This window comes from Arthrobacter sp. OAP107 (assembly GCF_040546765.1).
Classification (GTDB): Bacteria; Actinomycetota; Actinomycetes; order Actinomycetales; family Micrococcaceae; genus Arthrobacter.
On record NZ_JBEPOK010000001.1, the window covers coordinates 4,935,771 to 4,952,951 of the forward strand.

Annotated in this window: 17 protein-coding genes and 1 pseudogene; 13 read left to right on the forward strand and 5 right to left on the reverse strand. The window is 66.7% G+C overall.

The genetic code is table 11. The features are described 5' to 3' along the window. Nucleotides 1–47: 47 nt before the first annotated feature. Both ABIE00_RS22645 and ABIE00_RS22650 read left to right on the forward strand, forming a co-directional pair. The gene (locus tag ABIE00_RS22645) at nucleotides 48–446 is read left to right on the forward strand and encodes a DUF5997 family protein (RefSeq protein WP_354262874.1); all 399 of its coding nucleotides are present in this window, start codon (nucleotides 48–50) and stop codon (nucleotides 444–446) included. 316 nt (nucleotides 447–762) lie between these two features. Further along, nucleotides 763–3,042 carry a chitobiase/beta-hexosaminidase C-terminal domain-containing protein gene (locus ABIE00_RS22650; protein ID WP_354262875.1) on the forward strand — a complete coding sequence of 760 codons (2,280 nt, stop codon included), beginning with the start codon at nucleotides 763–765 and terminating at the stop codon, nucleotides 3,040–3,042. A gap of 95 nt (nucleotides 3,043–3,137) precedes the next feature. On the opposite strand, the gene ABIE00_RS22655 is transcribed toward ABIE00_RS22650, so the two are convergent. From ABIE00_RS22655 to ABIE00_RS22665, 3 genes are all read right to left on the reverse strand, one after another. Further along, nucleotides 3,138–4,181 (reverse strand): hemolysin family protein, encoded by a 1,044-nt coding sequence (locus tag ABIE00_RS22655; RefSeq protein ID WP_354262876.1) that lies wholly within the window; start codon nucleotides 4,179–4,181, stop codon nucleotides 3,138–3,140. Then, nucleotides 4,174–5,535 (reverse strand): hemolysin family protein, encoded by a 1,362-nt coding sequence (locus ABIE00_RS22660; protein ID WP_354262877.1) that lies wholly within the window; start codon nucleotides 5,533–5,535, stop codon nucleotides 4,174–4,176. Before ABIE00_RS22660 ends, ABIE00_RS22655 begins: the two co-directional genes overlap by 8 nt. Before the next feature lie 170 nt (nucleotides 5,536–5,705). Further along, nucleotides 5,706–6,461 carry an SDR family NAD(P)-dependent oxidoreductase gene (locus ABIE00_RS22665; RefSeq protein ID WP_354262878.1) on the reverse strand — a complete coding sequence of 252 codons (756 nt, stop codon included), beginning with the start codon at nucleotides 6,459–6,461 and terminating at the stop codon, nucleotides 5,706–5,708. Between the two features lie 268 nt (nucleotides 6,462–6,729). Here ABIE00_RS22665 and ABIE00_RS22670 point away from each other — a divergent pair, with 268 nt between their 5' ends. After that, nucleotides 6,730–7,518, forward strand: a complete 789-nt coding sequence (locus tag ABIE00_RS22670) for a 2-keto-4-pentenoate hydratase (protein ID WP_354262879.1) — start codon at nucleotides 6,730–6,732, stop codon at nucleotides 7,516–7,518. 70 nt (nucleotides 7,519–7,588) lie between these two features. On the opposite strand, the gene ABIE00_RS22675 is transcribed toward ABIE00_RS22670, so the two are convergent. Then, a complete protein-coding gene (locus ABIE00_RS22675) occupies nucleotides 7,589–7,861 on the reverse strand; it encodes a hypothetical protein (protein WP_354262880.1) in 273 nt (90 codons plus the stop codon). Between the two features lie 63 nt (nucleotides 7,862–7,924). Here ABIE00_RS22675 and ABIE00_RS22680 point away from each other — a divergent pair, with 63 nt between their 5' ends. The 3 genes and pseudogenes from ABIE00_RS22680 (at nucleotide 7,925) to ABIE00_RS22690 (ending at nucleotide 10,208) form a co-directional block, all read left to right on the forward strand. Further along, nucleotides 7,925–8,593, forward strand: coding sequence for a DNA alkylation repair protein (locus ABIE00_RS22680; protein ID WP_354262881.1), 669 nt, complete (start codon nucleotides 7,925–7,927; stop codon nucleotides 8,591–8,593). Nucleotides 8,594–8,807: 214 nt separating this feature from the next. Then, nucleotides 8,808–9,528: pseudogene (locus ABIE00_RS22685) on the forward strand (APC family permease); the annotation flags it as partial. Between the two features lie 98 nt (nucleotides 9,529–9,626). Then, on the forward strand, nucleotides 9,627–10,208 hold the full coding sequence (locus tag ABIE00_RS22690; RefSeq protein WP_354262883.1) for a PadR family transcriptional regulator: 582 nt from the start codon (nucleotides 9,627–9,629) through the stop codon (nucleotides 10,206–10,208). 134 nt (nucleotides 10,209–10,342) lie between these two features. On the opposite strand, the gene ABIE00_RS22695 is transcribed toward ABIE00_RS22690, so the two are convergent. Then, nucleotides 10,343–11,101, reverse strand: coding sequence for a lytic transglycosylase domain-containing protein (locus ABIE00_RS22695; RefSeq protein ID WP_354262884.1), 759 nt, complete (start codon nucleotides 11,099–11,101; stop codon nucleotides 10,343–10,345). Between the two features lie 161 nt (nucleotides 11,102–11,262). Here ABIE00_RS22695 and ABIE00_RS22700 point away from each other — a divergent pair, with 161 nt between their 5' ends. From ABIE00_RS22700 to ABIE00_RS22730, 7 genes are all read left to right on the forward strand, one after another. Next, the gene (locus ABIE00_RS22700) at nucleotides 11,263–12,498 is read left to right on the forward strand and encodes a CaiB/BaiF CoA transferase family protein (RefSeq protein WP_354262885.1); all 1,236 of its coding nucleotides are present in this window, start codon (nucleotides 11,263–11,265) and stop codon (nucleotides 12,496–12,498) included. Nucleotides 12,499–12,500: 2 nt separating this feature from the next. Beyond that, a complete protein-coding gene (locus tag ABIE00_RS22705; protein ID WP_354262886.1) occupies nucleotides 12,501–13,376 on the forward strand; it encodes a hydroxymethylglutaryl-CoA lyase in 876 nt (291 codons plus the stop codon). 115 nt (nucleotides 13,377–13,491) lie between these two features. Then, on the forward strand, nucleotides 13,492–14,868 hold the full coding sequence (locus ABIE00_RS22710; RefSeq protein WP_354262887.1) for a 2-hydroxycarboxylate transporter family protein: 1,377 nt from the start codon (nucleotides 13,492–13,494) through the stop codon (nucleotides 14,866–14,868). 119 nt (nucleotides 14,869–14,987) lie between these two features. Beyond that, nucleotides 14,988–15,587: a hypothetical protein gene (locus ABIE00_RS22715; RefSeq protein ID WP_354262888.1), complete on the forward strand. Its 600-nt coding sequence runs from the start codon at nucleotides 14,988–14,990 to the stop codon at nucleotides 15,585–15,587. A 22-nt stretch (nucleotides 15,588–15,609) separates the two neighbouring features. Next, entirely contained in the window at nucleotides 15,610–16,263 is a 654-nt protein-coding gene (locus tag ABIE00_RS22720; protein ID WP_354262889.1) for an IclR family transcriptional regulator, read from the forward strand. A gap of 292 nt (nucleotides 16,264–16,555) precedes the next feature. Next, the gene (locus ABIE00_RS22725; protein ID WP_331570656.1) at nucleotides 16,556–16,765 is read left to right on the forward strand and encodes a hypothetical protein; all 210 of its coding nucleotides are present in this window, start codon (nucleotides 16,556–16,558) and stop codon (nucleotides 16,763–16,765) included. 110 nt (nucleotides 16,766–16,875) lie between these two features. Further along, on the forward strand, nucleotides 16,876–17,178 hold the full coding sequence (locus ABIE00_RS22730) for a DUF4193 domain-containing protein (RefSeq protein ID WP_003802821.1): 303 nt from the start codon (nucleotides 16,876–16,878) through the stop codon (nucleotides 17,176–17,178). Nucleotides 17,179–17,181 lie beyond the last annotated feature (3 nt).

Here is a 17,181-nt window from a genome sequence, read left to right on the forward strand (position 1 = left end):
CACAGGCCTTGGTCAGGGGAAGCGGCACAGCCGGATACCCTTAATGCATGACCTCCGCTAACTCCCAGTCCATGAAGCCGGCCACCGTTGCCAAAAAGCTTGGCATCTACCTGCCTGCGACGCCCCAGGAGTTCCAGGAATCAACCATCACCCGAGCAGAGCTCGCCGAGCTGCAGTCCAACCCGCCGGAATGGCTGGCCGAGCTGCGCCGCAACGGCCCGCACCCCCGCCCGGTGGTTGCGCAGAAGCTCAACGTCTCCATCAGCGGCCTCGCCCGCGGCGGGGTTGAAGAGGCACTGACGACGGCGGAGATCACCGCGCTGCTCCAGGCTCCGCCTGCGTGGCTGGTGGCCGAGCGTGCCACGCACGCCGCAGTCCGTGCCGAAGCCCAGCGGGTCAAGGACGAGGCTGCCCAGAAGGCAGCGAAGAAGGCCCGCCAGGGCTGAGACCGCCGGATTTCCGGCTATTCCCTTGGGGAAACCCGGAATTCTGATCCCCCCGCGCTGGGGGAAGTGGGGCTCTCCACCCCTCTGCGGGGTGGAGAGTCCCGCCCATGCCTGCGCTCCGGGAATGCCAGCCCTGACACAGGCAAACCTGCTTTCTTCCCCGCCCGGGCCCCTCCATGTGGGGGCCCAAAAAATACGGGCAACCCGGTGCGGCAGCTCGTTTTCCCAAGCCGAAACGCCCAGCGTTTCCCCAAGGGGACTTCTTGATTCTGTGATTGTGCGTGATGGTCGCGCACCTCGGATCGATGAGGTCATCATGAAATCAGCACAAAGCGAGCCGGGAGTGCACACTTCTCGCGGCGCCCGCAGGGCCGGTGTCATTGCCACCGTCTCTGCGGTCATCTGCTCAACCTCCATGTTCGCCATTCCGGCCGCCAGTGCGGCTGTCCCTACTTTCCCTGACAACATCGTCGTCTTCCCCAACCGTGACTTCGTCACGCTTGAGGGCTACCAGGACCACCTCGGGCAGACCGGCACCGTAGAGGTCAAACGGGCCGGCAAGATCATCGGCTCGGCCGAGGGCGTGGTCGCGGCCGGCGATGTGGCCTTCGAGGTCAACCACCCCGGCGGGTACTGCTGGGGTGCAGGAACCGGCCTCAACGTTACCCCGGACATTCTCCCCGGTGACGTCGTCTCGCTCAGGTTCGGCGCCACAGCAGCCGGAGAGACCACCGTCCAGGACGCCTACGTGACCGGCGATTCCACGCTCAGCGGCACCACCCTCACGGTCAAGGGGCACATCGGCGCAGGGGTCAACCCGGCCCAGCTGGAACAGCGCATCATTGAGCCGGCGCTCCGGGACACCACGGTGGCCCGCCGCGACATCCGCGCCATTCCCGGCCCGCTTACCCCGGCCCCCAAGGGCGGCTACACCTCCGGACTGGAAGTCGCGGGCGACACCTTCACCGCCACCTACAACTTCGACGACGCCGCAACCGCTGAAATCGCCGCCAATGCAGGGCTCGGCGAGCGCGCGATGGCCTGGGAGTTCGAAGACGCCGACGCCAACCGGCAGGGCCTCACCATCGCCGAATACGGCGAGCCCGGCGGCCCCGGGATGGGCGGCTGCCCCAACGGCCCGCTGCAGTCCGGTCCCCCCGCACCGTCCGGCATCACGGCCGCCAAGGTTTCCGGCGGCATCAAGCTCAACTGGACGCCCGCCGAAGCCATCCCCGGCACCCCGGCCATCACCGGCTACCGTGCCGTTGCAGTCGGCAGGACCGTAACCGCGAGCGAACAGGTTGAGATCGGCAAGCGCATCTCCGGCCAGGCAGCCACCGGCACCACCATCACCGGCCTCTCCGCCACCGAGGACTACGACGTCTACGTCGTGGGCGTCAGCAGCGTCGGCGAGACCTACCCGGCCGCCCACGCCATCCCGGCCACGGACACCGCTGCCCCGACAGTATCCGCCACGCCCAATGGCGGCACCTCCCCGGTTGCCCAGCGGGTCACGCTGACAGCCAACGAGACGGGCAGCGACATCTACTACACCACCGACGGCTCCGATCCGGTCCTCTCCGGCGGCGTCCTCGGCGCAACGGCCATCCGCTACACCGGCCCGATGGACGTCGCCACCAACACCACGCTGAGGTTCGCAGCCTTCGACCCGTCCGGCAACGTCTCCACGATCAGTGAAGCCATCTTCAAGGTCACCAACGATCCGGTCCCCGCCACACCCGCCTTCTCCGGGGCACCCGTGGTGGGACAGGGCACGGCCACGCTGACCTGGACCGCCCCGGACCCGGGCGCCGCCGGTCTGACCATCACCGGCTACACGCTCCAGGCCTACACGGCTGACGGCACGGCGTTCGGCGCCCCGAAGACGGCAGCCGGCACCGCAACGTCGCTCGTCTATGGCGGACTCGCGGGCGACACGGCTTACCAGTTCACGATCAAGGCCAGCAACGTCAACGGCAGCAGCCCCGAATCGGCCAAGACCGCCGCCGTCACCGCACAGGGCGCCGTCGTCGCGGTGGCCGGGCCGGACCAGAACGTTGTCCGCCGCACTACGGCCACTACGGTCGCCCTGGACGGCACCGGCTCCACCACCGGAGCAACCTACCAGTGGGCGCAGGTCCTGACCGGGCCAACCGATCCGGACAAGGTCACGCTCACCGGGGCCAAGACGCTCAAGCCGACGTTCAGCCTTCCGGTCTTCCAGTCACCCATGACCAACAACGCGCTCACGTTCCGGCTCACGGTAACTGTCGGCACGACCGTCCGGACCGATGAAGTCAAGGTAATACCGGTTACCGACCGGGTGACCATCGGCGTCGCCCAGTGGAAGACCGGCGACCTCCGGGTTGACGGCACCAGCTCCGTGGTCGGCGGCACGGTCACCGTCCGCGTCGGCGGACCCACCGGCCGGGTTCTGGGCCAGGCAGCAGTCACCGCGGCTGCGGCACCGGCAACAGGGGGTGTCTACAGCCTGCGGCTCCGCAACGCGGCTGCCGGCACCACCAACCCGGGCAACGTGTGGGTTGAATCGACGCTCGGCGGCACCGCGGGTCCCAATGCTGTAGCCAACAAGTAAAGCCAGCATCAACCACCGGGTCCGGTGGCCGGCGGCATCAGCCGTCAGCCACCGGACCCGTCTGTGTTCCCGGTTCTATTTGTTCCGGGTCCCGTTTAGGAGCTGCTGGTGGCGTCCTGCACCTCGCCCACCAGCTCCTCGATGATGTCCTCGAGGAACAGCACGCCGGTGGTGTTCCCGCGTGCGTCGAAGACCCTGGCCACGTGGGCGCCGGTGCGGCGCATGGTGGCGAGGGCATCCTCGAGTTCACTTCCGCGGAAGGTCGAGGCCAGCCGGCGGATGCGTTTCTCCGGCACGGGCCGGCTGAACTTCTCCGCTGTGGTGAGGTCCATGACGTCCTTCAGGTGGAGGTACCCGGAGGGGTCGCCGTCGCTATCGGTCAGGATGTAGCGGGAGTAACCGTGCTCGGCCACCGCACGCTGGATGTCCGCGGGCGTCGACGACACCGGCAGGAGCACCATCTCCGCGATGGGAACCTCGACGTCGGCGACGGTCTTTTCCGTGAACTCGAAGGCTGCGGTGAGGGCACCGGTGTTGTCTGTCAGGACGCCTTCCCTGGTGGACTGTTCCACGATGCTGGCCACCTCGTCCAGGGTGTAGGCGCTGGTGGCCTCGTCCTTGGGCTCCACCCGGAACAGGCGGAGGATGGAGTTGGCGATGCCGTTTAGGGTCCAGATCACCGGTTTGAACACACGCGCCACCATCACCAGCGGCGGAGCCAGGATGAGCGCTGCGCGGGTGGGGACCGAGAACGAGATGTTCTTGGGGACCATCTCGCCGAGGACCACGTGCAGGAAGGTCACCAGCAGCAGGGCTGCCAGGAAGGCGATGATTCCGATCGTCTCACCGGACAGGGACGTCAGGCCCAGCGGGATCTCCAGCAGGTGGTGGATCGCCGGTTCGGAGACGTTCAGGATCACCAGTGAGCAGACGGTGATGCCCAGCTGGCTCGTGGCCAGCATGAGCGTGGCGTGCTCCATGGCCCAGAGGGTGGTTTTGGCGGCCTTGCTGCCGGCCTCCGCCTTGGGCTCAATCTGTGACCGGCGGGCCGAGATCACGGCAAACTCGGCGCCGACGAAGAAGCCGTTGACCACCAGCAGGACGGCGAGCCAAATGATGCCCGGAAGGTACTCACTCATGGGTCAGCTCCTGTGTGAGGCTGTCGATGATCCTGTCGTGCGCGCTCCTGGGCGGCTCTGCCGTTTCCTCCGGTGTGAATTTCAGACGCCCGACGTGGGTGCCCGCCACCCGCTCCACGCGCAGCGTGCCGCCGTCCACGGCCACCTCGTCACCGAGTTCCGGGATGCGGTCCAGCCGGTCCGCGACGAAACCTGCCGCGGTGTCGTAATCCTCGCCGTCGGGGACCGCGATGCCGGTCCGGTCCAGGAGCTCATCCGGGCGCAGCGACGCGTCGAAGGTGATGGAGCGGCCCGTCCGGACCACACCCACGCGGGCGCGGTCGTGCTCATCCTCCAGTTCACCCACGATTTCCTCCACGAGGTCTTCCAGGGTGACGATGCCCGCCGTTCCGCCGTGCTCGTCGGAGACGATGGCGACCTGGAGGCCCTGCTTTCGGAGCAGCACCAGCAGGGAGTCGACGCCCATGGATTCGGGGACCATGAGCGGCTCGATCATCAGGTCGGCGGCGAGCACGTTCGCGCGCTCCTCGAGGGCGACGGCGAAGGCCTGCTTGACGTGGAGCACGCCGAGCACGTCGTCCCGGTCCCGGCCGATGACGGGAAAGCGCGAGTAGCCGGTGGAGCTGGCCAGCGCGATGATCTGCTCGGCAGTGTCATCTGTGTTCACGGCGGTCATCCGCACGCGCGGGGTCAGGACGTCGGCGGCACTGTGCTCGGAGAAGCGCAGCGTCCGGTGCAGCAGGGCCGCGTGGTCCAGGTCGAGGACGCCTTCCAGCGCGGAGCGGCGGACCAGCGAACTCAGTTCCTCGGCGCTGCGGGCACCTGACAGTTCCTCCTTGGGCTCGATGCCGAAGGACCTGATGACCGTGTTCGCAGTGTTATTGAACAGCAGGATGACGGGCTTGAACACCGCGGTGAACAGGGTCTGGAACGGGACCACAACCTTGGCGGTGGCCAGCGGCAGCGCCAGGGCGAAGTTCTTGGGCACCAGCTCGCCGATCACCATCGAGAAGATCGTGGCGATGAAGATCGCGACGACGGCGCCGACACCGGGAACGAGGCCTTCCGGGAACCCTGCCGCCGCCAACGGACCGCTCAGCAGCTTGCTGATGGCAGGTTCAAAGGTGTATCCGGTCAGGAGGGTGGTGAGGGTGATGCCCAACTGCGCACCGGAAAGGTGCGTCGAGGTGATTTTCAGGGCTTTGATGGTGGGGGCAAGGCGTTTCTCACCCCGGGCCTGGCGCGCTTCCAGGTCGTTGCGGTCAAGATTGACCAGGGCAAACTCGGATGCGACGAAGAATCCGGTGCCGACTGTCAGGATCAGGCCGATCCCGATCATGATCCATTCATTCATTGGGGGCGCCCCTCTCCCGTGCTAACCGGGTTGCCGGTCAATTGGGTGAGGGGCCAGGGCATATGTGAAGGAGGGTCGTCCATAGTGCCCTCCACTATATCGGGAGTTTATTTAGTTATGCGGAGCCCGTTCCAGCATCGGCTTGGATACTTCCCGGGTGGGCACACCGTTCACGGGAGCGGCAGCTTTGCCGTCCTGCCGCCGTCGAGCACCACGATCTCGCCGGTCATGAAGGCAGACCGGTCGCTGGCCAGGAAGACGGCCAGGTCGCCGACGTCGGCGGGGCGGCCCACGCGCCCCACGGGGTGCAGGCGGTCCAGCGCCTTGCGTGCACTGGCGGCGTCCGGCTGGGACTCGCGGTAGTTCTCGCTCAGCTCCGAGGCGATCCACCCGGGGGCAATGGCGTTGCAGCGGATGCCGTCCCTGCCCAGGTCCACTGATATGGCGCGGGTCATTCCGTGGATTCCGGCTTTGGACGCGCAGTACGCGGCGTGGAGCGGATTCGCCGAGAGCCCTTCGATGGATCCGATGTTGATGATGCTGCCTCCGCCCCGGCGCTGCAGGTGGGGCAGGGCGGCCTGGGCCAGAAACAGCGGCGCACGCATGTTGATGTCCATCATCAGGTCCCATTCGTCCAGCCGGATGTCGGCCACGCTGCGTTCGAACATGATGCCGGCGTTGTTCACCAGGATGTCGATGCCGCCGAAGTGCCCGGCGGCGCGGTCGGTGGCCTCCTTGATCGCGGCGGGGTCGCCAAGATCGGCTTGGATGCCCAGAATGTCCGGTTGGCGCAGCAACTCCTCACCCACTTCGCGGCGCTGGACGACGGCGACCTGCGCGCCCTCTTCCAGGTACCGGTCAACGATGCCGCGTCCTATGCCCTGTCCCCCGCCGGTGACCAGGGCGACTTTCCCTTCCAGCTCCATGCTGCTACCGGCTCACTGTCTCGTACCGCGCGGCGTGCTCTGCCAGGACGCGGTCCGTGAGGTTCAGTTCGGGTGTCTGGAGAGGGCTTGGCCTGCTCGTCTCACCGGGAATCTTCATGCTGCTCTTCCTTCTCGAAATTCCGAGGGGACTTGACGATGTGTCTCGCACCACTTTACCTTAATGTTCAATAGATAAATACAACGTTCATTTACTGAACGCACCTGGCACCTCGGTGACCAGCGCTCCCGCTCCGAAAGGTACAGAACAATGCCAATCAACATCCTTGAGACCGCCGACCGCATCCTTGACGCCAAGGCCACCCGGACTCCCGTCGACGCCCTGATCCGGGCCGAAGACGGGCCCACCGTCGCTGACGCGTTCCGGGTCCAGGAGGAAGTGATCCGCCGCCAGGTGGCCGCCGGTGACAGCATTGCAGGCTTCAAGCTGGGGAACATCGCCAAGGCCATGCAGGCAAAGTTCGGCGTCGATGAGCCCGACTACGGGTACCTGCTCGCCAGCCAGTTCTACCCGGAGAACCTGCCCCGCTCCGAGGCCGAATTCATCGAGCCGTACATCGAGCTGGAGCCGGCCTTCGTCTTCAAGCGCGACGTTGGGGGCGCCAACGTGACCGTTGCCGACATCATTGCCGCCACCGACTTCGTGGTGCCTGCCCTGGAGATCATCGATTCCCGCGTCCGCGACTGGAACATCGGCATCTTCGACACGCTGGCCGACAGCGGCTCCAGCGCCGGCGTCATCCTCGGCGGCCAGCCACGGAGCCTCAGCGAAGTGAACCTCTCCGACACCCCGGGCGTCATCACCTTCGACGGTGAGGTCGTGGCCAAGGGCAACACCGCAGACATTTACGGCAGCCCGATTTCCGCCCTGGTGTGGCTGTGCCGCCGGGTCGCGGAGTACGGCATCACCCTGAAGGCCGGCCAGCTGATCCTTCCGGGCAGCTGCCTCGCCGCAGCCAGGATGGTTCCCGGCACCCGCATCACCGGCCACTTTGAAGGGTGGGGAGAGGTCAGCTTCGACTACACCGCCGCCGGTTAGGGGTTGCACAGCGCACTTTTCGAAAGCCTGAGGACTTGGTCCGGAGGTAACCCGCCGTCGTCGCAGTCCCTCAGGACACAGCGTTGGTGAAGGGGATCCGTTCAAAGGACAGCATGAACGCGCTGTAGTTCTCCTGCGCGGGGGCGCTGACGGTGGGGTCGAACATGTCCGCCTGGGTCATGACAACGACGGCCCGGTCGCCGTTCTCGCGGGCCTTCCGGAACGCCTCGGTCAGTTCCCTGATGTCAGCGGCGGTGCGGTCCCGCACCTCTTCCGTCTGCTCGGCAGCCATCCCGTCGGTGCACTTGGTGGAGCCGCTCTTGATGTCCCCAAGGTGGGCCACGAAGCGAACGCCGCCGGCCGCGACCGTAGAATACGACCGAGGGGCCGGCGAGCAGGAGCAGTGATGGCGGAGACAACGATTGACGCAGTGATGGCCGAACTGGCCGCCCTGGCGGATCCGAAGATGCGCGAGGCGAACCAGAAGCGCGGCGACGACCACGGCGTGAACCTCTCGGCCCTGCGCGCGGTTGCGAAGCGGCTTAAAACCCGGCACGAACTGGCCCGAGAACTGTGGGCCACGGATGATACCGCCGCCCGTTTGCTGTCACTGCTGATCTGCCGGCCAAAATCCTTCGAGCCGCAGGAACTGGATTCCATGCTGCGCCAGGCCCGGGCACCCAAGGTGCACGACTGGCTGGTGAACTACGTGGTGAAGAAGAGCCCGCACGCCGAAGAGCTGCGAGTCACCTGGACTGACGATCCGGATCAGGTGGTTGCGAGCGCCGGGTGGGCCCTGACCGCCGAGCGGGTCGCCAAGAAGCCCGAGGGCCTCGACCTGCCCGGGCTCCTGGACACGATCGAGGCGGAAATGAAGGACGCACCGGACCGCCTGCAGTGGGCCATGAACCACGCCCTGGCGCAGATCGGCATCGAGCACGCAGACCACCGGGCCCGGGCCATCGGCATCGGCGAACGGCTGGAAGTCCTGAAGGACTACCCGACCCCCCCGAACTGCACGTCCCCCTTCGCTCCGATCTGGATCAACGAGATTGTGAGCCGGCGGCAGGCCTGAGGGGCCACCTAAAGGCGTTCCGCGTTCGACGGCGTTCATCGCTGCCGCCATTCTGCTCGCAACTGCCGCCTCAAGCCGGCTGCCGCCCGCGGGCGCGTAACCTGCCCCCACCACCTGACCGTGATTCCCGTCACTGCTTTACTAAATGAACTCCAGAACCAGTGAGGGGACGCCGAGCACCTGGCCACCGCCGTGATGCCGAGGATGTTCAGTGCTGTCCTACCTGGGATTCGACGCCGTCTCGACGTTCGCCGAGGAGGCAAAGAATCCGCGGCGGAGTATCCCCCGGGCCATCATGCTGACCACCGTCCTGGCCGGGCTCATTTTCCTCGGCCTGGCCTACATCAGCCGCCTGCTGCTTCCGGTGGGAACCTTCACCAATACGGACTCCCCGGCAATCGAAGTAGTGGGCGCGGCAGGCGGCAATCTGCTGGTCGCACTTTTCACCGCCGCCTACATCGCGGGCAGCCTGGGATCCGCGCTGACCTCGCAGGCTTCGGTTTCGCGCATTATCTACTCGATGGGCCGCGGCCGGGTCCTGCCCGCGGTCTTCGGGCGCCTCCATCCGCGCCTGGGCACGCCCGTGGTGCCGATCATCGTCACGTCGGGCGTTTCGCTGCTCGCCCTGGTTCTCGACCTGACAACAGTGTCTTCGCTGATCAGCTTCGGCGCCCTCGTCGCCTTCTCCGTGGTCAACCCGTCCGTCATCAAGCACTACTTCATCGACCAAGAAGAAGCGCGGAACCAAGGGCATGCTGCACAATCTCCTGCTGCCGGGCATCGGCTTTGTGCTGACGCTGTGGCTCTGGACCAGCCTAAGCGGACTGTCGTTCTCACTGGGCCTCTCCTGGGCAGCCGTCGGCCTCGTCTATCTGGCCTGCCTCACCCGCGGCTTCCGCCGCCCGACGCCGCATCTGCAGCTCGAGGAGGCCTGACCAAAGAGGCGAATAAACATTGACGTACGATATGTACCGATATATCGTTGAGTATCGCTTCAGATCGAAGTGATGCTCAACGAAAGGACGATGCCACCATGAAAGGCATTCACGAACACCACAGATTTGCGGATTTCAGCCCCCAGGGGGGACGCTTCGAGCGGGGAAGGAGCCGCCGCTCCCCGCACGGCCACGGCAGGTTCGGCCCCGGCCGCGGATTCGGCCCCGGGTTCGGACCCGGCGGTTCGCGCCGAGCCAACAGGGGCGATGTCCGCTCCGCGATCCTCTCGCTTCTGGCAGAAGCTCCGTCCAACGGCTACGGGATCATCAAGACCATCGCGGAGAAGTCTTCCGGCGCATGGCGGCCCAGCCCGGGCTCCGTCTACCCGACGCTCCAACAGCTCGTGGACGAGGAGCTCATTGCACCGGTGGGTGACGGCCGCCGCACCGAGTTCGCCCTCACCGACCAGGGGCGGGAGTACGTAGCCGACCACGCCGAGCTGGACAGGGCATGGAACACCAACGCCGAGGAGTCGGGACCCGCGTTCCACCAGAGCGTGGAGAAGCTCATGGGCGTCATCCACCAGTTCCGGTTTGCGGCAACCGAGGAACAGCGTGCCGCCGCAATGGAAAAGATCGACGAGACCCGCCGCGCCCTCTACCAGATCCTCGCGGACTGAAACCTACTTCGCGGAGATGGCCCAGAAACCGGATGGGCAGGTCCAGCAGTTCCAGCGGGCCGCGCGCCTCGCCATAAGCTCCGCGGACGGTCACCGCACCGGGTCTAGGAGGTGCCGGGTCCGGCAACCGACGACTAACCCACCTGCTCCGCGTATTCAACAGCCTTGTCGCCCACCTGCCCCAGGTAGGCCTCGGACTGGTTGTAGGACCAGATGGCGTCGCTCCAGCCCTGGGCCGTGGTGAGATCGCGGCCGCCGGCACACAAGTAGCCGGCGGCGCTGAGGGCGGCGTCGTCGATGTTGTGGGGATCGGCCACGCCGTCCCCGTTCGCGTCTCGCCCGGCCAGCTTCCAGGTGGCGGGGATGAACTGCATGGGGCCGACCGCGCGGTCCCAGCGGGCGTCGCCGTCCAGCGCGCCGCCGTCGGTGTCGGCAATGGCAGCGAAGCCGTCGCCGTTTAGGCCGGGCCCGACGATCGGGCCGCTCACCTCCCCCGAAGCCGTGAGCCGCCCTCCGCCGAGGGCGCCGTGCAAGGATTCCACGAATCCGACGGCGGCCACCGTGTTCCAGCCGATCCCGCACGTGGGCGAGTCGGCGTTCGCCATGCCTGCCGCGGCAACGTACGCCCTTAGGGCACGCGCTGGGATTCCTGTTTTCACAGCGGTCCGGGCCAGCCAGGCAGACTCGACGGTCCTGGTGATATTCACGGCATGCGCGCTCCCGCTGGCCAGCGGCACGAACTTCCCCGCCGCCTGGGGCGGCGCCGGCTGGGCTGCGTGCGTGCCCCCGCGGGACACGCCCGCGCTGGTCGCACCGAGCAGCCAGAACGCGCACGCCGTGATGGCGCAGAACGCGAAAAGGCTAAGAACGGCGAGGCGTTTCAGACGAAGCACGGAACAGCCTAACCCGGCGGCAGCGCGCGATTGCCCACGCGGCACACAAATACGTCATGACCCTGTTGCGCAGGTCACACCGCCCTGCTATCGCTTCTCCGCCTAATGACAAGTACTTCCCACAGAATGGGAAACGGCCACCAGTGCAGGCAGGAAAGAACATGACCGACGAACTACACATCGAGGGCAACGCCCTCCCCCTCCGCGGCATCCGCGTGCTCGAGCTCGGCAGCTTCATCGCCGCCCCCTTCGCCGCCCGCCTCTTCGGTGACTTCGGCGCAGAGGTCATCAAGATCGAAAAGCCGCAGGGCGGCGACGAACTGCGCGACTGGCGCAAGACCCGCGGCACCACCTCCATGCTGTTCCGCACCATCGGCCGCAACAAGAAGTCCGTGGCCCTTGACCTCCGCTCCGAGGCGGGACGCGAGGCGGTCAAGAAGATCGCTGCCCAGTGCGACGTGGTCATCGAGAACTTCCGCCCCGGCACCCTCGAAAAGTGGGGCCTGGGACCGGATGTGCTGCAGGAACTCAACCCGGAGCTGGTGATGGTGCGGATCTCCGGCTACGGCCAGACGGGACCGTACAAGAACCGCGCCGGCTTTGGCAGCTCGGCCGAATCCTTCGCCGGCCTGCGCTACATCACCGGCGAACCCGACCGCCCCGCCGGCCGCGCTGCGGCCAGCATCGGCGACACCGTCGCCGGACTCTACGGCGTCATCGGCGCCCTGATGCTCATGCTGCAGAAGGCCCGCGGACTGCAGACCGGAACTTCCCAGGTCGTCGACGTCGCCCTTTATGAAGGGGTCTTCAGCCTGCTCGAATCGCTGGTTCCGGACTATGACGCCTACGGCATGGTCCGGCAGCGCACCGGCGGTGCGCTGCCCGGCGTCGTTCCTACCGGCTCCTACCTTTGCGGCGACGGCCTCGAGGTGGTCATCGGCGGCAACTCGAACTCCGTCTTCATCCGGCTCATGCGCGCCATCGGCCGCGACGACCTCGCTGATGACGCCACCCTGCTGGCTACTGAGGCCCGCGGTGCACGGGAGGACGAGCTCAACGGTGCCATCTCCGGATGGACCGGCAGCATGCCGCTTACCGAGGTCCTGGACAAGCTGGACGACGCCGGTGTCCCCGCCGGTCCCGTGTACGACGCCCCAAGCATCGCCGTCGACCGCCATTACCTGGCCCGGGACATGATCCAGACCCATGAGGTGGTCATCGAGGACGAACCCGAGCTGATCCGCTTCCCCGGCGTGGTACCGAAGATCCCGGGCCACGAGGGGCGCGTGCGCTGGGTGGGCCCGGAACTGGGCCAGCACACGGCTGAAGTCCTGCAGGACCTCGCCGGCATGGACGCCGACCTGATCGCCGGACTCGGACTGCAGGCGGTGCGCTGAGCATGCAGGTGGAAGTAACCGACGTCTTCCTGCGGGACGGACTCCAGGACGAGCCCGTCATCGTCTCCACTGCGCACAAGCTCGAGATCGCTGCGGCACTCGTCGACGCCGGGCTGAAGCGGATCGAGGTGGCCTCCTTCGTGAACCCGAAGCGGGTGCCACAGATGGCCGATGCCGCCGATGTCGTCCCGTCGCTACCGGCTGTTCCCGGGGTCACGTACACCAGCCTGGCGCTCAACGGCCGCGGCATCCGGCGGGCCGTGGACTCCGGTGCCACCGACATCCAGGTGGTCACCTCGGCAAGCCAGGCACACAGCAACGCCAACGCCGGCCAGGCCATCGAGGACGCGCTGGCCAGCCTCGGCGCCGCCGTGGCCGAATACCCGGAAGCCAAGTTCTTCGCCGGCATCTCCACCGCCTTCACCTGCCCGTTCGAGGGTGCGATCGACCCCGCCTACTTGCTGCGCGTGGTTCGTGCGTTCAAAGACATGGGCATCACCGACGTCGGGCTCGCGGACACTCTCGGCACCACGCCCACCGGCCAGGTGATGGCCAGCCTGCACCACGTCCGAGAGGCTGAACCGGACCTCACGTACTACCTCCACCTGCACAACGCGCACAGCCAGGCGCTGGCCACCGCGAGCGCCGCGGTGGCCACCGGCGTCGTCCGCTTCGATGCCGCCCTCGGCGGCTACGGCGGCTGCCCCTTCGCCCCGGGAGCGCACGGCAACATCGCCACCGAGGAACTCGTCCGGCACTTGCACGACGCCGGGCACCAGACCGGCATCGACGAGGACCGACTCGCCGATGCCGTACGGCTCGCCCGTGACGTCGTCGCCCATTCCCCGGCGGCCGGCGTGCTCGACCCCGCCCGCTGAAAATCTCCCAACAAGACAATTCCCCAACTAACAATTCCTACTCACCGTTTTGGAGACGATGATGTCTACAAGCCCACGCACCACGGAATTCACCAGCGAACCAACGGACAACGCCATGAGTGAGACCACCTCCGGCCCCGCCGGCGGCTTCGAACAACCGGCAACCCGCACGGAACCCCAGCCAGGCACGCTCCACCCGGGCCGGCTGTGGTCCAGGATCGCCGGCGTCCCTGCTCCCCTCTACGTCGTCCTCGCCGGCCTGGTCCTCACCGCCGCGATCACCGGCAACCTCCCGGACACCATGGTGGTCGGCTTCGCCGCCACCATCCTGCTCGGCGGGCTCTTCATCTGGATCGGCAACCTGTTCCCGGTGGTTCGGGACTTCGGCCTGCCGACCATCCTCTGCACGTTCGTCCCCGCCACCCTCGTGTTCCTGGGATGGATGCCGGAGAACCTCATCAGCGTGGTGAAGAACTTCGTTGACGGCCAGGGCTTCCTGGACTTCTTCGTCGTCGGCATCATCGCCGGCTCCATCCTTGGCATGCCACGGGCCCTGCTCCTGAAGGCGGGTCCGCGGTTCGCCGTCCCCCTCATCGGCTGCCTCATCGCCACCTTCGTCCTGGTCGGGTTGCTGGGAGCGGTGACCGGATTCGGGTTCATCAACGGCATCCTCTTCATCGCCGCGCCCATCATGGCAGGCGGCCTTGGCGTCGGCGCGCTGCCCATGTCCAAGATGTACGCCACGGCCACCGGCGGCGACTCCGCCACCTTCATGGGCGACCTGATGTCCGCCGTCGTGATGGCCAACGTGGTCTGCATCCTCATAGCCGGCATCTACAACGGCCTGGGCAAACGCAAGAAGCAACTCTTCGTCGGCTTCAACGGCCAGGGCCAGCTGCTGCGGATCACCGGGCGCGGCGGTGAGCTAACCCTGCCGCCGAAGCGCGACACCTCCTCGTTCGTTGCCCTGGGCAAGGGCCTCCTGATCGCCGGCACCCTCTTTGTCTTCGGCAACCTCATGGCCGCCTTCATCCCCGGACTGCACCCCTACGCCTGGACCATCATCGCGGCGGCCGCCGTCAAGATCTTCGGGCTGCTCCCGCAGGACGTCGAGGACTCGACCGCCGACTGGGGCGACCTGATTGGCGCCGTCCTGGTCCCGGCACTCCTCGTGGGCGTCAGCATCACGTACATCGACATGACCCAGGTCTTCGCCTCGCTCAGCAACCCCCTTTTCATCCTGCTCACGATCTGCACCGTCATCATCGCCACCCTGACCTCCGGCGTCCTCGGCTGGCTCGTGAAATTCAACTTCGTCGAAGCCTCCATCACACCCGGCCTGGTCATGGCCGACACCGGCGGCAGCGGCGACGTCTCCGTACTGAGCGCAGCGAACCGCATGCACCTGATGCCCTTCGCAGCCCTCACCAATCGCCTTGGCGGGGCGCTCGTCCTGTTCGTGACGTCACTGATCGTCCCGTTCCTCACCTGAGAAAGGACCACAATGAGCTTGAACATCCTGGCCGTCGACGGCCGCTCCCCTGAGATCGCCGGAGCATTGCCGGCAGAACGCCGTCACGTACGCCGCACTGACCTACTTTCCACCCCTCGGTGAGCGGGGCTCTGTTCCCGGCTGATGCCAGGATCATCCGTCTCGACAACGAGCCCGACGGCGGTCAAAACGCCGGCGCCGAATACGTCCGGGCCGACATCCAGCCGTTCATTGAGGGCCTGCTGGAACGGGTGCAGGCGGCAGCGTCGCCCACTTGGCGTGACACTGTCCCGGAGGTTGCCGGAACGGACTTCCGCTCGTCGAGCCCGGTAGAAGACCCGGTGGACTTCGGCCCGGACGGACGGCTCAACCCGCGTGCCGTCGTCGCTGCGCTGGACCGGATCCTGCCGGCCGAGCGTTCGGTGGTGATGGACGGCGGGCACTTCATCGGCTGGGCGCCGATGTACCTTTCCGTTCCGGACCCACACGCCATGGTCCTGGTGGGGACCGCCTTCCAATCCATCGGGCACGGCTTCGGCTCCGCCGCCGTCGGACGCGCCCTGGGCGCTGAGGGGGCCAAGGCACGCACGCTTTCCGACCTGGGGAAACTCGAGGAGTGGCTCGCCGGGCACGACGACGGCGCGTTCGTTCTGGATGTGGCCATCTCGCAGAAGGTCATTGCCGAGTACATGAGGGAGTCCGTGGCCGCCAAGGGCTGAGCCACCGTCATAAGCTGGCCACATGCCGCCTACAGAACAGAACGGAAGCAACCGCACCCTGGAGCGCGCCGCCGCAATCCTCGACGCGGTGGGCCGGTCCGCCGTATCAGGCAGTGAACTGTCGCGGCGGACCGGCCTGTCGCTGTCCACAGCGCACCGCCTCGCCCTGCAGATGGTGGACTACGGCTTCCTCCGCCGCACCGAGGACGGCACCTTCCGGCTGGGGCAGCGGTTCGTCCGGTCAGCCTTGGAGAACGCCGCTCTGCCCGTGCTTCATGAGCTCCGTGACAGCACCGGCGAGACCGCCCAGCTCTGGGTCCGGCGGGGGGACGAAAGGGTCTGCCTGCTCAGCGCGGACAGCCGGCACGAGCTGCGGGCCACCCTCCCGCCAGGCTCGCGGCTCCCCCTGCCCGCCGGTTCCAGCGGCCGGCTCCTCGCCGCCGACGACGAGGTGCTGGCCGAGCTGGCTTCCGCCGGCTGGATTGAATCTGTGGGCTCCCGCACTCCCGGCCTCGGGTCCATCAGCGCGCCGGTGCAGACCGGGGAAGGCATCATCGCCGCCGTCTGCCTCGCCATGCCTCTGGCCCGCGTCACCGGGTCGCCGGGCCAGGACCATGGCGCCGTCGTCGTTCGGGCGGCCCGGCGGATCGAGGAAGCGGTGCGGGAAGGGGCCTAGGTTCCCGGCTTTGGCCCTCGCCCCGCAGGTGCTCCCACCGGCGTGTCTTGACAAAAGTTTTGGGCTCACGGTCTAATTTTTCGCAGAGCACCGACATGATCACGCGAACCGTACGCGTGAGCCGGCTTCCATCAGAGCCCGTGGGGGCGGTGCACCAGCAGCCTACAGGCCGCACATATTGGCATCCGGCGGTCGCTGCGTACGCAGACAGCCCGGGGTGCCCTCTCGCCAGTTCGCGAGCGGCCCAAAAACTCTGCACAGCTCAAAACTTTCAACAGCCCAAAGGACATCCATGCCCAGCACCACCAGCACTATCGACATCCAGGTCGACGACCGCCAGATCCTTGACGAACGGCTCGATGCCGCCGTCAAGTGCCTTCAGGAGGCGGCCATGGTCACCGGAACACACGGGATCATGGTGACGCGCAACCGGCCCGGGAGCTACACCGCCACGCTTTCCGACCAGGTCCCCTTCGGCATGACCCGCGAAATCATCCTCTAAACTTTGGGGACCTTAACCCGTCCCCGGTTACCGGGAATACCTGGCGGCGCCCGCTCGTTGAGTCCTGCGAAATGTGCGTCGTCCGGCGCACAGCCGAAGGAGTAATAACCATGGCAACTGACTACGACGCCCCTCGCGTGGCCCAAGAGGACCAGCCGGCCAACGAATCCCTGGAGGCTATCCAGTCCCGGCAGGGAGGGTCACAGACTGCCCTGCTTGACGTCGAAGAAGCCGACACCGCAGAAGGCATCGACCTCCCGGGTGCCGACCTGTCGCACGAAGAGCTGCTGATCCAGGTTGTTCCGGTGCAGGAAGACGAGTTCACCTGTATGTCCTGCTTCCTGGTCCACCACCGCAGCCAGCTCGCGCGGGAAAAGGACGGCAAGAAGTACTGCTCGGAGTGTGAAGGCTAGAAC